Below are 15,214 nucleotides of genomic sequence, written 5' to 3' on the forward strand. Positions count from 1 at the left end.
GTTCCGGCGCAAACCGGGGCGGTCTGGTGTCCCTGTCCCGGCTACTCACCCGCGGCCGGTTGCTGGGCTTTTCCCGGAAGGCTGCATCCCAGAGCGAGCAATAAGCCCCAGAGGATTGGTTTCACAGGCGTGGGGCGCTTTATTTCGTTTCGTGGCCGAACAGGGCGTTCACGAACTCCCTGCGGTCGAAGATGCGGAGCTGGTCGATGCCTTCCCCGATCCCGATGTAGCGCACCGGGATGTGGAACTGGTCGCTGATGCCGATCACCACGCCGCCTTTGGCCGTGCCGTCGAGCTTGGTGATGGTGAGCGAAGTGACCTGTGTCGCTTGCGTGAACTGCCGTGCCTGTTCGAAGGCGTTTTGTCCCGTGGAGCCGTCGAGCACCAGCATTACCTCGTGCGGGGCTCCAGGGATGACCTTGCCCATGACATTGCGGATTTTGGTCAGTTCGTTCATCAGGTTGACTTTGTTGTGCAGGCGGCCTGCCGTGTCGATCAGCACCACGTCGGCGCCGTTGGCCTTGGCCGACGTCAGCGTGTCGAACGCCACCGATGCCGGGTCGGATCCCATCTCCTGGCGGATCATCGTCGCCCCGGCGCGGTCGGCCCAGACCTTGAGCTGGTCGATGGCGGCGGCGCGGAACGTATCGGCGGCGCCGATCCAGACTTTCAGCCCGGCCTTGGTCAGCTGTGCCGCGAGCTTGCCGATGGTGGTGGTCTTGCCCGCGCCGTTGACGCCGACGACCATCACCACGTAGGGTTCGCCCTGCCTGGCGTCGAGCCCGAAATGCTTCTCCGAGCCGTGCGACTCCTCCATCAGCGACATGACCTCCTCGCGCAGGATGGACTGGAGCTCGGACGTATTCATGTATTTGTCGCGCGCCACACGCTCTTCGATGCGCCGGATAATCTTCACCGTGGTTTCCACGCCCACGTCCGACGTAATCAGCACCTCCTCCACGTCGTCCAGAAGGTCGGCATCGACCGTCGAGCGGCCTGCTACGGCACGGGCGAGTTTCGAGAAGATTCCGGTCTTGGTCTTTTCGAGCCCCGCGTTAAGCTCTTCCTGCTGCTGTTGCCGGCTCTCCGGAATGTCCGCTGCGGCGCTATCCTGTTTCTTTTTGAAAATATCGAAAAATCCCATACTTATATTTATATATCCTGACAAAGATAATAAGAAAGTTTGGAAAAAAACGTTATATTTGCGCTATATACATTTCCTGCAATGATGAAAAAAACGATCCTGCTGCTGTTGGCAGCGTTTTGCGGCGTACTGACTGTCGCAGCCCAAGACCTGATAATCAAGGCTGACGCCTCGAAGGTCGAAGCGAAAGTGACGGAGATAACCCCCGAGTCCGTTCGTTACAAGCGTTTCTCCAATCCCGACGGCCCGACTTACGTCCTGCCCGTGTCGGAAATCAGCTATATCCAATATGCAAACGGCGAGAAGGAGTATTTCAAGGCTGCCGCGAGCATTCCTGCAACACCGTTGACTCCGGCCATCCCGGCCGAGGAGCCCGCTAAGGTTTCCGCCGCTCCCGCCGCTCCCGCCGCTCCCGCTGCGGCCGAGGCGCCTGCCGCCAGCCCTGCCGATGGGGTGAAGTATGTGGTCAAGGAGTACGAGATCGGCGAATTCTATAACCAGGACGGGATCAAGGGCGTCGTGTGTATGCTCTCCGACGACCGCCAGCACGGGCTGGTAATCTCGCTCGATGAGATTTACCTGCACTGGAGCGAGTTCCGCAAGCCCGACCTGCGCGTCATCGGTACGGACAACCGTTCCGACGGCAGTGTGAACATGGAGAAAGTTGCGGCCTACATCGCCGAGAACAACCTTTCGTGGGACGATTTCCCGGCATTCAAGTGGTGCCGCGAGAAGGGTGAGGGCTGGTACCTTCCGTCGATCGACGAACTGCTGAACATCGGCCATAATTACAGCGGCGGGACGCGTGTGCAGTCCAGCCGCCAGGCCCGTAACCGGTTCAACAACGCCCTCAAGAATAACGGCGGCAAGCGTATGGATCGGCTGGTCTACTATTTCTCCTCGACCGAGAAGGACGAGAAGTCGGCCTTTACGTCGCATATGGGTATCGAACCTCCCTATGTCGTCGAAATTCCCAAGTATAACAATTTTCTGGTGCGCGCGGTACACAAGTTCTGATTCGCTGAGAGAGAGCCGGAGAAACACAAAGGGCATCCGATCGGATGCCCTTTGTATTTAAGATTAGCTCTTAAAATACTTATTTCTTCTCTTCGAAGAATTCCTTGACCTGGTCGTTGGGAATGATGCCTTCCTTGAACATGTAAGCACCGGTCTTGTCCGACTTGACCATCTTGATGCACTTCGTAAAGTTCTTACCCGTGCCGGTTTTCAGTGTTGCGACTACTTTCTTTGCCATAGAGCTTCAAAACTATTTAATTTCACGGTGAACGGTGACCTTCTTCAAGAACGGATTGTACTTTTTACGCTCCAGACGGTCGGGGGTGTTCTTTTTGTTTTTCGTCGTGATGTAACGGGACATTCCCGGAACTCCGCTCTGTTTCTGTTCGGTGCATTCGAGAATGACCTGAACCCTGTTGCCTTTCTTTGCCATTTGTTACTTCGGTGTTTTAGTAAACGGACTTGGGTGCGGCAGCCTCGCGCAGTGCTACTGCAAGACCCTTCTTGTTGATTGTTTTCATTCCGGCTGCCGACACCTTCAGGGTGATCCAGCGGCCTTCCTGCTCGGACCAGAAACGCTTGGTTTTCAGATTGGGGCTGAATTTGCGTTTGGTCTTGTGGTGCGAGTGCGAGACGTTGTTGCCCACGATCGCTACCTTGCCTGTGATTTCGCAAACTTTCATTGTTGTTTTCGCTAAATTTGTTCGTTATTCCCGTAAGGGAGTGCAAATATAAGGAAAAAATGAGAATTAAAGATTAATAATCCACATTAATTTTCCGGTGCGTGGTCTATTGTATTGGTTTTTAGTGTTTAACGTAACGGTATCGAAAGTGCGAAACGTGCCCCTCCGCTGTAATTTGTGTCGAGTTTTATCGTGCCGCCCAGGGCCGAGGCGATCAGCCGGCACACGGTCAGCCCGAGCCCGAGCCCTTGCGAGAAGGTGTCGAGCTTGACGAAGCGTCCGAAAATATGCTCGGCCTCGCAAGCCGGGATGCCGGGCCCCGAGTCGGTTACCGTGAATGTGATGCGGCGGTTGCCGCCGTCCAGCGTATATGCGAGCGTGATTTCTCCGTCGGCCGCGAAATGTACGGCATTGCGCAGCATTTCGGTGATGGCTTTGGATATCAGCATGCACGAAGTGTGCAGGTGGAATTTCTCGCGTGCCGGGACAAAACGGATACTCACCGCCCGGGAACTGGACTGTGAGACCTTCTGAATACACTCCTGGCAGCATTCGTTGATGTCGGTCGGGCTCATGGCCGGCGGGGTTTCCGACGATTCGAGTCCGGCGATGTAGAGCACGTCGTCCACGAGTTTTTGGAGATAGCCGCTGTTTTCCTGGATGATGCTTATATAGGATTGTCGTTCGGCGGCGTCGGCATCGTCCGAGGCTGCGGCCAGCTCCGCAAATCCGACGATGGAGTTGAGCGGCGTATTGATCTCGTGCGTGATGTTGCGGATGAAGATGCCTTTCATCCGGTTGCTCTCTTCGGCGGCTCTCTTCGCGCGGGCGAGGTGGCGGTTCATGCGGAGCATTACCGCGATGAAGACAGCGGCCAGCAAGAGAATGCACGCCAAGCCGATCGTGCCCAGTTGGGTGCGGTGCAGGCGCTCTTCCTGCGCCTGTTGGCGCAGTTCTGCTTTTTCCATGTTCAACCGGTTGACATCGAGCAGCGTGGCGAATTCTCCGAGTGTCTTCTCGTTGTCGTCGTTGACTTGTTTGTGGTAGAGTTCGGTGTAATGCTGTATGTCCCGGTAGGCGGCTTCGAAATTGCCGAGGGCGGCGTAGGCGGCTGCACGGTTTTCATAGAGGTAGTAGAAATAGGATTCCTTGTATCCTTCTCTTTCGAACGACCTGATCAATTTGTCGATTGCGGCGATCATCTTGCCGTATTCGTGCGAATGGTTGTAGATGGCGACCTCGATTTCAGCGAGTTTGATCTCCGAGAGGTTGCCGTTCTGCCCGTCCTTGATCTCGTTGAAAAGTGCTTTGGCTTTGTCGGTCTGGCCTGTCTGGGCGAGCAGGTGCGTTTCCTTGGCCTTCAGACCCCAGATGTAGTCCGGTAGCGGAATGCATGCCTTGCCTTTTTCGACGGCTTCTGCGGCTTCGGGATAGCGTTGCAGATCCATCAGCATGGTCGCGAGTTCCGAATAGAGGTTCGAGAGATGGAATGTGTTGAGCCCGTTCTGGATGATGAAATCGATTGCCTTCCGGTAGTATTCCACAGCGGGTTTTTTCAATCCGCGGGTGCGGTAGATGTGTCCGAGCTGTTTGTATGCCTCGGCGGTTGCGGGTTTGTAATTGTCCTTTTCGGCCTGCGACATATACTGCTCCAGTTCGTATTGGGCGAGCGTGTATTGCGCCTGTTTGGTATAATAGAGAATCAGCCGCGACCAGGTGAAGTAGTAATACTTGATCTGGTCATTCTTGCGGGCGAAATCCTGCACGCGGGGAATCCATGCCTTGAGCGAGTCGAGGTTGTTGTTGAAATAGTAATGGTCGGCTTTCAAGCTCAGGGCGACGGCCTGCATCCGGATGTCGTGCTTCTCGCCCGAGAGCCGGAACAGCGTGTCCGCCTTGCTGAGGACGGCCGTGTCGCGTATGTTGTTGTTGCACCAGCGGTAATAGGCGTAAAGTGTACTGTCTACTTGTTGGTGGCTTTCGTTTTCAGCATGGGCCGTGGTGAGGAGCATACCGAACAACACCGACAGGAATAAGGTTCTTTTCATTTTGCGCTGGGCTGAATTGCTGCAAAAATAAGCTAAATTGTTTGCAAAAACAAACGGATCAGCCGTAATTTGAAACTATTTGCCCGGTTGGGCGGCGAGCAACTCTTCTTCGAGCAGTTCGATGGCGGCCGTTCCCGCTTCGCGGATGATCTGCGTGCGGTCGCCTTTGGCATGGATCAGCCGGGCCGTGGTGCGCAGGGGCGAACTGACGGCGATCCATACCGAACCGACCGGGTATTCGGGGGTGCCGCCCGTGGGGCCTGCGATCCCTGTCGTGGCGATAGCGTAGTGTGCATTTGCCAGATGGCGGACGCCTTCGGCCATCTGGCGTACGACCTGTTCGCTGACGGCGCCGTAGCGGGCTATCGTATCGCAGCAGATGTTTACGAAGTTCTGCTTGGCATCGAGGCTGTAAGTCACTACGCCGCATTTGAAATAGGCCGAGGCACCCGGCATGGCTGTGAAGCGTGCCGCGATGGTACCGCCCGTGCAGCTTTCCGCCGTGGCAAGGGTCTGGATGCGGTCGGTCAGGAGTTTATGCACCCGCTCCTCGGGCTGCTGACGCATGCAGGATGTGAGGGCGAGGAGTGCACCGATGGTTGAGGCAAGTATTCTATGCATGGGACGAATGTATTATTTACCGTTGAGTTCGTCGCGCAGCAGGCTGATGGCGAAGGCGCTGGCCCGGTCGATGATCTGCCCGCGGTCGGAACCGCACTGTTTGAGGATGGCGGTCGTCCGGTGTGGGGTCGCCACGGCGATCCATACCGTGCCGACCGGCTTTTCGGCGGAGCCGCCCGCGGGGCCTGCGATACCGGTGGTCGCTATGGCGTAGTCGGCACCCGAGATCCGTCGTGCCCCTTCGGCCATTCGCCGTGCGACCTCTTCGCTGACGGCGCCGTGGCGGGCAATGACCTCCGGGTCTACGCCCAGGATATCGTGTTTCGAGGCGTTGCTGTACGAAACTACGCCGCAGAGGAAATAGGCCGAAGCACCCGGCATGGCCGTGAAACGTGCCGCGATGTTGCCTCCGGTGCAGCTTTCCGCCGTGGCGAGGGTCAGCCCGCGCTCGGTGAGCAGCTTGTGTACCAGTTCCTGCATGGTGGCCGTTTCGTACCCGATGATGTTGTGGGGGATGATTTTCCGCAGTGCCTCGAATTGCCGTTCGATCTCCTTCGAGACGCTTTCGCCCTCGACCTCATAGGCCGACAGGCGCAGCCGTACGGCGCCCGGATTGGGCAGGTAAGCCAGTTTCAGGTAGGATGGCAGGGCGTTTTCCCATGCTTCGATCTTTGCGGCGAGCATCGACTCGGGCAGCCCGGCCGTGATCATCGTGCGGTGTATGATCTGGCGTAGTTCGAAATGCGCTTTCAGGCGCGGCATCACTTCGTCCTGCATCAGGTGTTCCATCTCGTAGGGGACACCGGGCAGCGAGACTACCACCTTGCCGTCGCGTTCGAACCACATGCCCGGAGCCGTGCCGTGGGCGTTGAACAGCACCGTGCAGCAGGCCGGAACCATCGCCTGCCCGCGGTTGAGTTCGTTGAACTCGATGCCGCGCCCTTCGAGCATGCGTTTCACATGGTCGGCGACCCGTTGGTCGGGCACCAGTTCGCAGCCGAACATTCCGGCCAGGGTCTTTTTGGTGATGTCGTCCTTGGTGGGGCCGAGCCCCCCGGTGATGACGACGACGTTGGAATCTCCCAGGGCGCGTTCCACGCTCCGGACGATCTGTGTGCTGTCGTCGCCGATCGAAACCTTTTCGTGTACGACGATGCCGGCGGCGTTGAGGTGCTTGGCGATGGATACGGAGTTCGTATCCACGATCTGGCCGATGAGGATTTCATCGCCGATGGTGATGATCGTTGCTTTCATGGCAATATTTGAGGCTCAGGATGCGGGCTGTTTCTTGCGGGTGTCCGGTTCGTTATCCGCAGGTCGTGCCGGGCTGTTCTGTGTTTCCGGTGACGGGTTCGGCACCGATTCTGCAGGTGCGGCGGCCTGCGTTTGGGCTGTCGCGGCGGTTTCCGTTCCGGGTGCGGCCTTTTCGGTTTCCGGTGCCTGTATGCCGGTTTGCGTCGCAGCGGCGGTTTTTGCCGCTTCTTCGGACTCTGCGGCCGCCCGGATTTCTTCTCGGGCTTTCGCCTCCGCGGCTGCCTTGGCTGCTGCGGCCGCTTCGGCATCGGCGATCAGCGAACGGCAGATTTCGCCGACCAGCCCCGGCCCTTCGTAGATGTAACCGGTGTAGAGTTGCAGGAGGTCTGCGCCTGCGTCGAGCATCGCCTTGGCATCGGCGGGGCTCATGATGCCGCCCACGCCGATGATCGGAAAGTTGCCGCCCGAGCGGGTGTGGATGCGCCGCACGACCTCTACGGCCCGTTGGGTGAGCGGTGCGCCGCTCAGGCGGCCGCTGCCGATCTTGTCGAGCGCCATGTGGCTCGTATGCAGCCCTTCGCGGCGGTGGGTGCCGTTGGTGGCCACGATGCCGTCGAGCGGTGTTTCGAGCAGGATGTCGCTGATTTCGTCGATGACTTCGTCCGACATGTCGGGCGACACCTTGAGCATGATCGGCCGGTACTGGTTCTGCCCGCGGCGGAAGTCGAACAGCGGATCAAGTATCTGGAGTATGTGCGTGCGTGTGTAGGTGGTGCCTTCGCGGCAGGAGTTGTCGCAACTGATATTCACCGTGAAATAGTCCGCATACTGGTAGAGGTTGCGGAAGAGCCGGAGGTAATCTGCCGCCGCATTTTCGGGGGGCGTCACGGTGTTCTTGCCGATGTTGCAGCCCACGATGAGTCCTTCGTGCGGGCGGCGCAGGTGGCAGATCGTCTTGTCCAGCCCGCGGTTGGAGAGCCCGATGCGGTTGATGATAGCCCGGTCTTTGGGCAGCCGGAACACGCGCGGGCGCGGGTTGCCCGCCTGCGGGCGCGGGGTGACGGTACCTATTTCGATGAACCCGAAGCCGAGTGCCGCCAGTTCGCGGTAGGCTTCGCCGTTGTGGTCGAAACCTGCGGCCAGGCCGACGGGATTGGCGAATTTTACGCCGAAGACCTCGCGTTCGAGCGCCGGGTGCCGTACGGTGTAACATTTGCGCAGGAACCAGCGCCCGCCGGGTATGAGCCCGATGATGCGCAACAACAGAAGCGCCACATGGTGTGCCCGCTCGATGGTAAGCGAGAAAAGGATGGGCTTTATGATTCTCCGGTACATTTTCTTAAGGGCATTGTCCGTGGCCGCAAAGGTACTAAAAAAGAATTGATTTCGCTAAAAGTATTCCCTGCGGTAGCGGTAGTGGTCGCGCATAGCCTCGAAATCGGCGGGCCGCGCCTTGAGGCGGCAGCTTTCGGCTTCGATGTCATAGGCGTCGCCGATGGTCGTGCAAAGCTCCTGCCACGGGATCGGCCGCGGGACGGAGGGGGCGGCTTCGGAGGGGTACCAGCCCCGGAGCGGGAGGCCGAAGAAGCCGGCCAGCGTGGCCACGGACATGGCCGTGGCCGTGGCTTTGCCCTGCTCGGAGTAGCCGGCGACGTGGGGCGTGGCGAGCAGCGTGCGGTCGAGCAACTGCGGGTCGAGGCGCGGTTCGTGTTCCCAGACGTCGAGCACGCAGGGATGGCCGCTCCGCAACAACGCGTCGCCGTCGACCACTTCGCCGCGCGAGGAGTTCATCACCACGGCGCCCGGTTTAAGCCGGGCGAGCAGTTCCTCGCCGGCCATGTGCCGCGTCGTGGTGTCGAGCGGCGTGTGGAAGGTGAGCAGGTCGGCTTCGCGTGCGACCTCTTCCAGCGGCAGGAACCCGCAATGCTCGCGCTCTTCGCGCGGCGGGTCGCAGCAGACGACGCGGAAGCCCCACAGGCCGGCGTATTCCCGGATGAGGGATCCCACGTGCCCGACGCCCACGATGCCCAGCGTCCGTTGTGCGGGCTTCCACCCCTGTGTACGGGCGAGATGGGCCAGTACGGCACCCGCCCATTGCAGTACGCCGCGGGCGTTGCAGCCTGCTGCCGTGGCGACTCGTATGCCGTGCGCTGCGCACCATGCCGTGTCGATGTGGTCGAACCCGATGGTGGCCGTGGCGATCAGACGGACGCGCGAACCGGCGAGCAGGCGCCCGTCGCAACGGGTGCGGGTGCGGATGATGAGGGCGTCGGCATCGCGCACGTCCTCCGCGGCGATCCGGCTGCCGGGTAGGTAGCGTACCTCGGCCCACGGCTCGAGGACTCCCTGCAAAAAGGGGATGGCACTGTCTGCGACGATTTTCATGGATAGTTGCTTTTTCCTGATTTCTTTTCTTTCCGGAAACAAATATAGGGAAAAATTAAAATTTTTGTACCTTTGTCATTTAAAATGAACATTTTCATTAAGCGGGGGCAGAGGTTGCAAGCATACTATCTGTGCCGGGCGCGGAAAATGGAGAATGAAATTCAACCGTATGGAACTAAACGCCTTCGATCCCGACGGGGTCGGTGTGGATAACGGAACCTATTTCGGGCTTCCTTTCGAGCCGGGAACGGCAGAACTGGTGCTGGTTTCGGCTCCGTGGGACGTGACGGTGTCGTACGGCGCCGGGACGGCCAATGCGCCCGATGCCGTGATAGAAGCCTCGACGCAGCTCGACTTCCATGAGCCGCTGGCTCCCGGCGTGTGGCGCCGCGGTATCGCCACGGCCGATGTGGACTATGCGTTGCTGGAGGAGTCGCAACGCTTGCGCAGCGATGCGGAGAAGGTGATTGCCCATCTCGAAGGCGGGGGAAGTCCCGAGGACGACTATGCGGTACGCAAGGTGCGCCGCATCAACGAAGGCTGCCGCGCCATGAACGCCAACATCGGGGCGCAGGCGGCGCGGTGGCTCGACGCAGGGAAGATCGTGGGACTGGTCGGGGGCGACCATTCGACGCCCTACGGACTGATCCGTGCCCTGGGTGACCGCCACGGGGAGTTCGGCATCCTGCATATCGACGCCCACTGCGACCTGCGCGATGCTTACGAAGGCTTCGAGTTCTCGCATGCTTCGATCATGTTCAACGTCCTGCGCGACGTGCCTTCGGTGAAAAAAATCGCCCAGGTCGCAGTGCGCGATTTCAGCGGGACGGAAGCCGCCCTGGCCGCTTCTTCCGCCCGTGTTGCCACCTTCGACGACCTGTCGCTCGCCGCCGCGATGTTCCGCGGCGAGACCTGGGACGCGCTGTGCCGGCGAATCGTGGATGCGCTGCCGCAGGAGGTTTACGTGAGCTTCGACATCGACGGCCTCACTTTTGAGAACTGTCCCCATACGGGTACGCCCGTCTGCGGGGGGCTTACGTTCAATCAGGCCGTGTGGCTGCTCGATACGCTCGTGCGTTCGGGGCGCCGCATCATCGGGTTCGACGTCGTGGAGGTCGCTCCGGCGCCCGAAGCGAAAGTGGATGCCATCACCGGGGCGCGCATGCTCTGGAAATTGTGTAATTTGACATTAAAATCAAACGGACGGTAAATGCGACTATTTTCAATGTACCGCTGGGTACGTGAGCGTCATATGATCGGTATACGCGGCCGCAATTTTCTGGAAGCCCCCTGGGCGGGAGGCGTCGTACTGCTCGGTTGTGTGATCGTAGCCATGCTGCTGGCCAACCTGCCCGGGACTTCGCTCTATTACCGCCATCTGCTCGAAACGGATCTTTCGCTGATGGTGTACAGCCCCGACGGGCTGATCGACTGGGTTTTCCCGCGCGGAATGACCGTCGAGAAGCTGATCAACGACGGCCTGATGGTGATTTTCTTTTTCGCCGTCGGACTCGAAATAAAGCGGGAGATCGTTTGCGGGCAGCTTTCGTCGGCACGCCAGGCCATCCTGCCTGTATTGGCGGCCGCAGGCGGCATGCTCGCCCCCGCGATCATTTTCCTGTTCTTCAACCACGGCACCATAGCGGCCAACGGATGGGGTATACCCACGGCCACCGACATCGCCTTTGCCATCGGCATCCTTTCGATGCTGGGCGACCGCGTGCCGGTTTCGCTCAAAATATTCCTCACGGCACTGGCCATCGCCGACGACCTGGGGGCCATCCTGGTCATCGCGCTCTTCTACGGGGGGCAGGTGCAGATAAGCTGCCTGCTGGCGGCGTTGGTCATCATGCTCGCGGTCTACTTCATGAAGGAGATGGGCGAAAAACGCATGTTCTTCTACCTCGTGCCCGCCGTGGTGATCTGGGGGTTGTTCTACTATTCGGGCGTGCATTCGGCCATTTCGGGCGTGGCGATGGCCATGCTGATCCCGATGACGCCCCGTTACAGCAAGGAGTATTTCGCCCATAAGATGCGCCACCTGAAGGAGTTGATGTTGGCTGCGAGAACGTCGGGCGATGATTTTCCCAACGAGCACCACCGGTTCTACATGCGCCGCATGCGTTTGCTGGCGGCCGACTCGGTGGGTATGAGCTACCGCCTGGAGCATTCGCTGGCGCCCTATGTCACGTTCCTGGTGATGCCGATTTTCGCACTGGCGAACGCCGGTGTCGAGATCACCTCGCCCGAGTACCTGAATATTTTTCACTATTCGTCCGAGATCGGGTCGATCGGGATGGGTATTTTCTTCGGGCTCGTGGTCGGTAAGCCTTTGGGCATATTTCTTGCGAGCTGGGGTGCCGTGAAATCCGGCCTTGCCGTGATGCCCGAGGGGGCTAAATGGCGCCTGTTGCTGGCCGTGGCCTGCCTGGGCGGCATAGGTTTCACGATGTCGTTGTTCGTCGATGCGCTGGCCTACACCGAACCCGACCTTGTCGACCGGGGCAAGATAGCGATTCTGATGGGTTCGATGGCCGCGGCCGTCCTGGGATGTCTGCTGATTTTGGTTTTTTCGAAGAAACGGAAATAAATAATATGCGTAAAACATTTTTTGCCCTGACAGCCATGGCGTTGCTGGCCGGAGCCTGCTCCAGGAAGTCGGGCGGGGGCGTGAAACTCAAGGCCGACACCGATTCGGTAGCTTATATCATCGGTATGAACGTGGGCACGAACCTGCTCAAAATGGATTCGACGCTCAACGTCAATGCCGTATGCGAGGGTATCCGCGACGTGTTCCGTGCCGGGGCGAAACTCTCGGCGGACGATGCCGAGGTCTATTACCTGCGTTACATGAACTATGTGCTGCCCGAAAAGGCGCGTGCCTACGAGGAGCAGTTCCTCGCGGACTTCGCCAAATCGAACCGCAGCTATGCCCGCACGCCGTCGGGCGTGACCTACGCCGTGGAGGTGCTGGGCGATCAGGAGCAGATTCCGGTTTCCGACCGGGACAGCGTTGCTCTGCGCTACATCATCCGCACGGCCGACGGGGCCGACGTCTACTCCTCCTACGAGCGCCGCGACACGCTGCGCACGTCGCTCGGCAGCCTGAACAAAGGGATGAAGGAGAGCGTGAAGCTGATCGGCAAGGGCGGGAAGATCAATGCATGGATGCCTTCTGCGGTTGCCTATGGCTCTGCGGGGGACAAAGAGCTCGGGATCCGGCCCAATGCCACGCTTTATTACGAAATCGAGCTTGTCGATCTCGACAAATATACGAATTGGTCGCGGCGCAATAATTTACGCCGGTAATTTGGGGCGATATCGTAATTATTTTATAACTTTGCGCGGGTGAACCCCGAACAGGCTCAAACGATTAGACTAAACATATTCAAAAAACGATGAAAAAGATTCTTTTTACCGCGGCGCTTGCGGGTGCCGCAATCCTGACCGCCTGCGGAGACAAGGGCGGCGGTGTCCGTATGGGCAGCCTTTCCGAATTCGACTCGCTGTCGTATGTGCTGGGTGCGAACATTGGTAACGGTATAAATTTTGAAATGAGGGACATCCCCTTCGATTTCAAGGCCATCGACAAGGGTATCAAGGAAAGTGCGATGGGTAAGGCTACGCAGGAGCACGACAAATCGCTCGAAATGCTGCGCGAGTACTTCATGACCAAGCGCGGCGAGCGCGCCCAGGCAATCGCCGCCAAACGTGCCGAGCAGGACAGCATCCGTCTGGCCGGAGGCGACAGCACGAAGGTCGAATATCCCACGGCCGACCCTGCCATGTTCGAGAACGAGGAGGAGCGCGCCGAGATTTCGTATGCTTTCGGTAACGACATCGGTTACAACATCAGCCAGAGCGGTATGCCCATACAGCTGGTTTGGATCGGTCAGGCCATGCAGGACGTACGTGACGGCAAGGCCAAGATGACCGAGGACGAGGTAAACCAGTACCTGCAATATTATTTCATGGTGAAGCGCCCTGCCGAGAATGCCGCCGCATCGAAGGCATGGCTGGAGAAGACCGAGAAGAAGTCGGGCGTCAAGAAGACCGAGTCGGGCCTGCTCTACAAGGTTACCAAGAAGGGCGACGCTGCCAAGATGGCGAAGGATCCCCGCGATGTGGTTCGGGTACACTATACCGGATATACGCGTGAAGGCAAGGTGTTCGACACCTCGATTTTCAAGAATCGCTCGAAAGAGCAGCAGGAGATGATGCGCAAGCAGAGCCCCGATTCGTTCGATGAAAAGGGTGCTCCCAAGGAGGCTGACGAACCCGCCAAGTTCCCGCTGAACCGTGTCATCAAGGGTTGGACGGAAGGTCTCCAGCTCGTGGGCGAGGGCGGTAAGATCACGCTCTGGATTCCGAGCGACCTGGCTTACGGTACGCGTGGTGCAGGCCGTGACATCGGCCCCAACGAGGCGCTCCAGTTCGATGTGGAAGTGATCGAAGTAATCCCTTACGAGGAGCCCGCACCGGCCGATTCGACCGCGACGGCTCCTGCACCGGCACCTGCAAAATAAGCGGGATGCATTTCCGGAAGATATTTGGAAGCGGGCTCCGCTCGGAGCCCGCTTCTTTTTTATATAAATAGGTATTCCATCGGTGTGAACCGGATGCCGTCGACGGTGCGTTCGTCGCCGGTCGCGCGGAATCCCAGCCTGCGGTAGGCTCCGACGGCATAGGGCGAGGAGTTTACCGTGATCCGGGGCGTGTCCGGTGCCGTGCGGCAGTGGTCGCGCAGTGTTGAGAACAGGGCCCGGGCGATGCCCTGCCGATGGCAGGCTTTCTCCACGAAAAGCAGGCACAGGTGGCTGCGTCGCGTCAGGGCGATGATCCCGACGAGCCTTCCCCGCCGGAAAGCGCCCCACGATTGCATCGACCCGTTGCGGTGCTGTGCCGCGAGGGCTTCCGGTGCGACAAAGCGGAGGAATGCGCCGATGCCCTCGGGGCTGTATTCCGGGGCTTCGAACTCGGCGAAGACGCGCCCAGCGAGGGCGGATGCTGCCGGCAGTTCCGTTTCGTGCAGGGGGCGTATGGCGGTGTCGGTAGGTTTTTCCATGTTTATGCGTATAAAGCAACGGCGGCCGGAAATCGCTCCGGCCGCCGCTGTGTATGGTGTCTGCCCGTTTTAGAACGGCAGGTCGTCCACTTCTGCCGGGGAAGAGGCGTATGAGGGCTCTTCGGGAATGGGCGGCATGTCGGGCATCGGGGCGGCGGATTCGGCCTGCTTGGGTTGGATGCGCCATGCGCGGATGTCGGTGTACCAGCGGCCGTTGTATTCGCGCGACTCGATGTTGACCGAGACGGTGTAGGCGGCACCCTCTTTCAGCCGGGCGACGTCTTCGGGCTTGTTGAAGAACGTCACGCAGATTTTGCGTGCGAACGAGCCTTCGTTCATCTCGAACACTACGTCCTGGCGCTGCCAGTCGCCGCGTGCGGAGGTGCCTTTCGTCACGGGCATTATTTTGTAAACGGTTCCTTCGAATTCCATGGTATCGATGTAAAATGTGTTGATAGATTTGTTTGTGACAAAGGTAGGAAAAAAATCGGGACATTCGGAGCGGGAGCGGTTGAAAAAGCCGTAAGAATTTTTTGCCGGGCGGGGCGTAACGGCCGAATCTCCCCCGATTCGCAGTCCAAAAACCTCAATTTGATGCCGCAACACCCGCATCCTGCATATTTTCATTGTTTTTTGCACGGCCAACGCCGGACTCCCTATGTTCGGTTGCCTGTCCGGTCGGCCAGTACAGCCGGGTAAGATGATTTTGTGCGATTTCCGGCCTGCCCGAAGGGCGGGTTTTTCATTTTTGCACGCTGCATGCCCGGCTGTCCGGTAGCTTGGGTATTGTGCGCTGCCTGCCTGATATTCGGTTGTTTGCCGGGCTTTGGCGGCAGGTAGGCAGCCTGTGCGGGGATAGTACCTTTGCCGGAAAAGTTCGAAATATGATTTTTTATATTCGAAAAATGACTTTTTGGATTCGTATTTTTTGCAAGAGCGTGTAAAAGTAAAATAAAAACATTATTTTTGGCTTCAAAGGAAATTAAAAACAACCTGA

At 58.8% G+C, this 15,214-nt stretch carries 17 protein-coding genes; 5 read left to right on the forward strand and 12 right to left on the reverse strand.

From position 1 onward, the window contains the following. Positions 1-139: 139 nt before the first annotated feature. Entirely contained in the window at positions 140-1,144 is a 1,005-nt protein-coding gene (gene ftsY, locus DW189_RS10260) for a signal recognition particle-docking protein FtsY (protein ID WP_117508004.1), read from the reverse strand. Positions 1,145-1,228: 84 nt separating this feature from the next. Here ftsY and DW189_RS10265 point away from each other — a divergent pair, with 84 nt between their 5' ends. Beyond that, entirely contained in the window at positions 1,229-2,161 is a 933-nt protein-coding gene (locus DW189_RS10265; RefSeq protein ID WP_259295438.1) for a hypothetical protein, read from the forward strand. Positions 2,162-2,240: 79 nt separating this feature from the next. Here DW189_RS10265 and DW189_RS10270 read toward each other — a convergent pair whose 3' ends face one another. The 8 genes from DW189_RS10270 to DW189_RS10305 form a co-directional block, all read right to left on the reverse strand. After that, positions 2,241-2,399, reverse strand: a complete 159-nt coding sequence (locus DW189_RS10270) for a DUF4295 domain-containing protein (RefSeq protein WP_009596369.1) — start codon at positions 2,397-2,399, stop codon at positions 2,241-2,243. A 12-nt stretch (positions 2,400-2,411) separates the two neighbouring features. Next, the gene (rpmG, locus tag DW189_RS10275; RefSeq protein WP_018696729.1) at positions 2,412-2,594 is read right to left on the reverse strand and encodes a 50S ribosomal protein L33; all 183 of its coding nucleotides are present in this window, start codon (positions 2,592-2,594) and stop codon (positions 2,412-2,414) included. Positions 2,595-2,610: 16 nt separating this feature from the next. Beyond that, positions 2,611-2,844 (reverse strand): 50S ribosomal protein L28, encoded by a 234-nt coding sequence (gene rpmB / locus DW189_RS10280; RefSeq protein ID WP_009596398.1) that lies wholly within the window; start codon positions 2,842-2,844, stop codon positions 2,611-2,613. A gap of 128 nt (positions 2,845-2,972) precedes the next feature. Further along, positions 2,973-4,892: an ATP-binding protein gene (locus DW189_RS10285; RefSeq protein ID WP_022333727.1), complete on the reverse strand. Its 1,920-nt coding sequence runs from the start codon at positions 4,890-4,892 to the stop codon at positions 2,973-2,975. A 75-nt stretch (positions 4,893-4,967) separates the two neighbouring features. Further along, positions 4,968-5,513 (reverse strand): CinA family protein, encoded by a 546-nt coding sequence (locus tag DW189_RS10290; RefSeq protein ID WP_022333728.1) that lies wholly within the window; start codon positions 5,511-5,513, stop codon positions 4,968-4,970. A gap of 12 nt (positions 5,514-5,525) precedes the next feature. Continuing rightward, entirely contained in the window at positions 5,526-6,767 is a 1,242-nt protein-coding gene (locus DW189_RS10295) for a competence/damage-inducible protein A (RefSeq protein WP_022333729.1), read from the reverse strand. Between the two features lie 15 nt (positions 6,768-6,782). Then, on the reverse strand, positions 6,783-8,102 hold the full coding sequence (locus DW189_RS10300) for a quinone-dependent dihydroorotate dehydrogenase (protein WP_117508008.1): 1,320 nt from the start codon (positions 8,100-8,102) through the stop codon (positions 6,783-6,785). Between the two features lie 54 nt (positions 8,103-8,156). Next, positions 8,157-9,152, reverse strand: coding sequence for a 4-phosphoerythronate dehydrogenase (locus DW189_RS10305; protein ID WP_117508009.1), 996 nt, complete (start codon positions 9,150-9,152; stop codon positions 8,157-8,159). Between the two features lie 169 nt (positions 9,153-9,321). Here DW189_RS10305 and DW189_RS10310 point away from each other — a divergent pair, with 169 nt between their 5' ends. The 4 genes from DW189_RS10310 to DW189_RS10325 all read left to right on the forward strand — a co-directional run bounded on the left by DW189_RS10310 (position 9,322) and on the right by DW189_RS10325 (position 13,678). Further along, positions 9,322-10,362 carry an agmatinase family protein gene (locus tag DW189_RS10310; RefSeq protein ID WP_117508201.1) on the forward strand — a complete coding sequence of 347 codons (1,041 nt, stop codon included), beginning with the start codon at positions 9,322-9,324 and terminating at the stop codon, positions 10,360-10,362. Continuing rightward, on the forward strand, positions 10,363-11,742 hold the full coding sequence (gene nhaA / locus DW189_RS10315) for a Na+/H+ antiporter NhaA (protein WP_232045654.1): 1,380 nt from the start codon (positions 10,363-10,365) through the stop codon (positions 11,740-11,742). A gap of 5 nt (positions 11,743-11,747) precedes the next feature. Then, positions 11,748-12,461, forward strand: a complete 714-nt coding sequence (locus DW189_RS10320; RefSeq protein ID WP_117508011.1) for an FKBP-type peptidyl-prolyl cis-trans isomerase — start codon at positions 11,748-11,750, stop codon at positions 12,459-12,461. Positions 12,462-12,550: 89 nt separating this feature from the next. Then, positions 12,551-13,678, forward strand: a complete 1,128-nt coding sequence (locus DW189_RS10325; protein WP_117508012.1) for an FKBP-type peptidyl-prolyl cis-trans isomerase N-terminal domain-containing protein — start codon at positions 12,551-12,553, stop codon at positions 13,676-13,678. A gap of 59 nt (positions 13,679-13,737) precedes the next feature. Here the strand turns inward: DW189_RS10325 and DW189_RS10330 are convergent, their stop codons facing one another. The 3 genes from DW189_RS10330 to DW189_RS14250 form a co-directional block, all read right to left on the reverse strand. Beyond that, complete coding sequence (locus DW189_RS10330) at positions 13,738-14,217, reverse strand: GNAT family N-acetyltransferase (protein ID WP_055211560.1); 480 nt, start codon at positions 14,215-14,217, stop codon at positions 13,738-13,740. A 69-nt stretch (positions 14,218-14,286) separates the two neighbouring features. Further along, the gene (locus tag DW189_RS10335; RefSeq protein ID WP_022333736.1) at positions 14,287-14,649 is read right to left on the reverse strand and encodes a DUF3127 domain-containing protein; all 363 of its coding nucleotides are present in this window, start codon (positions 14,647-14,649) and stop codon (positions 14,287-14,289) included. Positions 14,650-14,873: 224 nt separating this feature from the next. Beyond that, a complete protein-coding gene (locus DW189_RS14250; RefSeq protein ID WP_141404893.1) occupies positions 14,874-15,209 on the reverse strand; it encodes a hypothetical protein in 336 nt (111 codons plus the stop codon). Positions 15,210-15,214 lie beyond the last annotated feature (5 nt).

It is taken from the genome of Alistipes sp. AM16-43 (genome assembly GCF_003435745.1).
In the GTDB taxonomy this organism is placed as follows: Bacteria; Bacteroidota; Bacteroidia; order Bacteroidales; family Rikenellaceae; genus Alistipes; species Alistipes onderdonkii.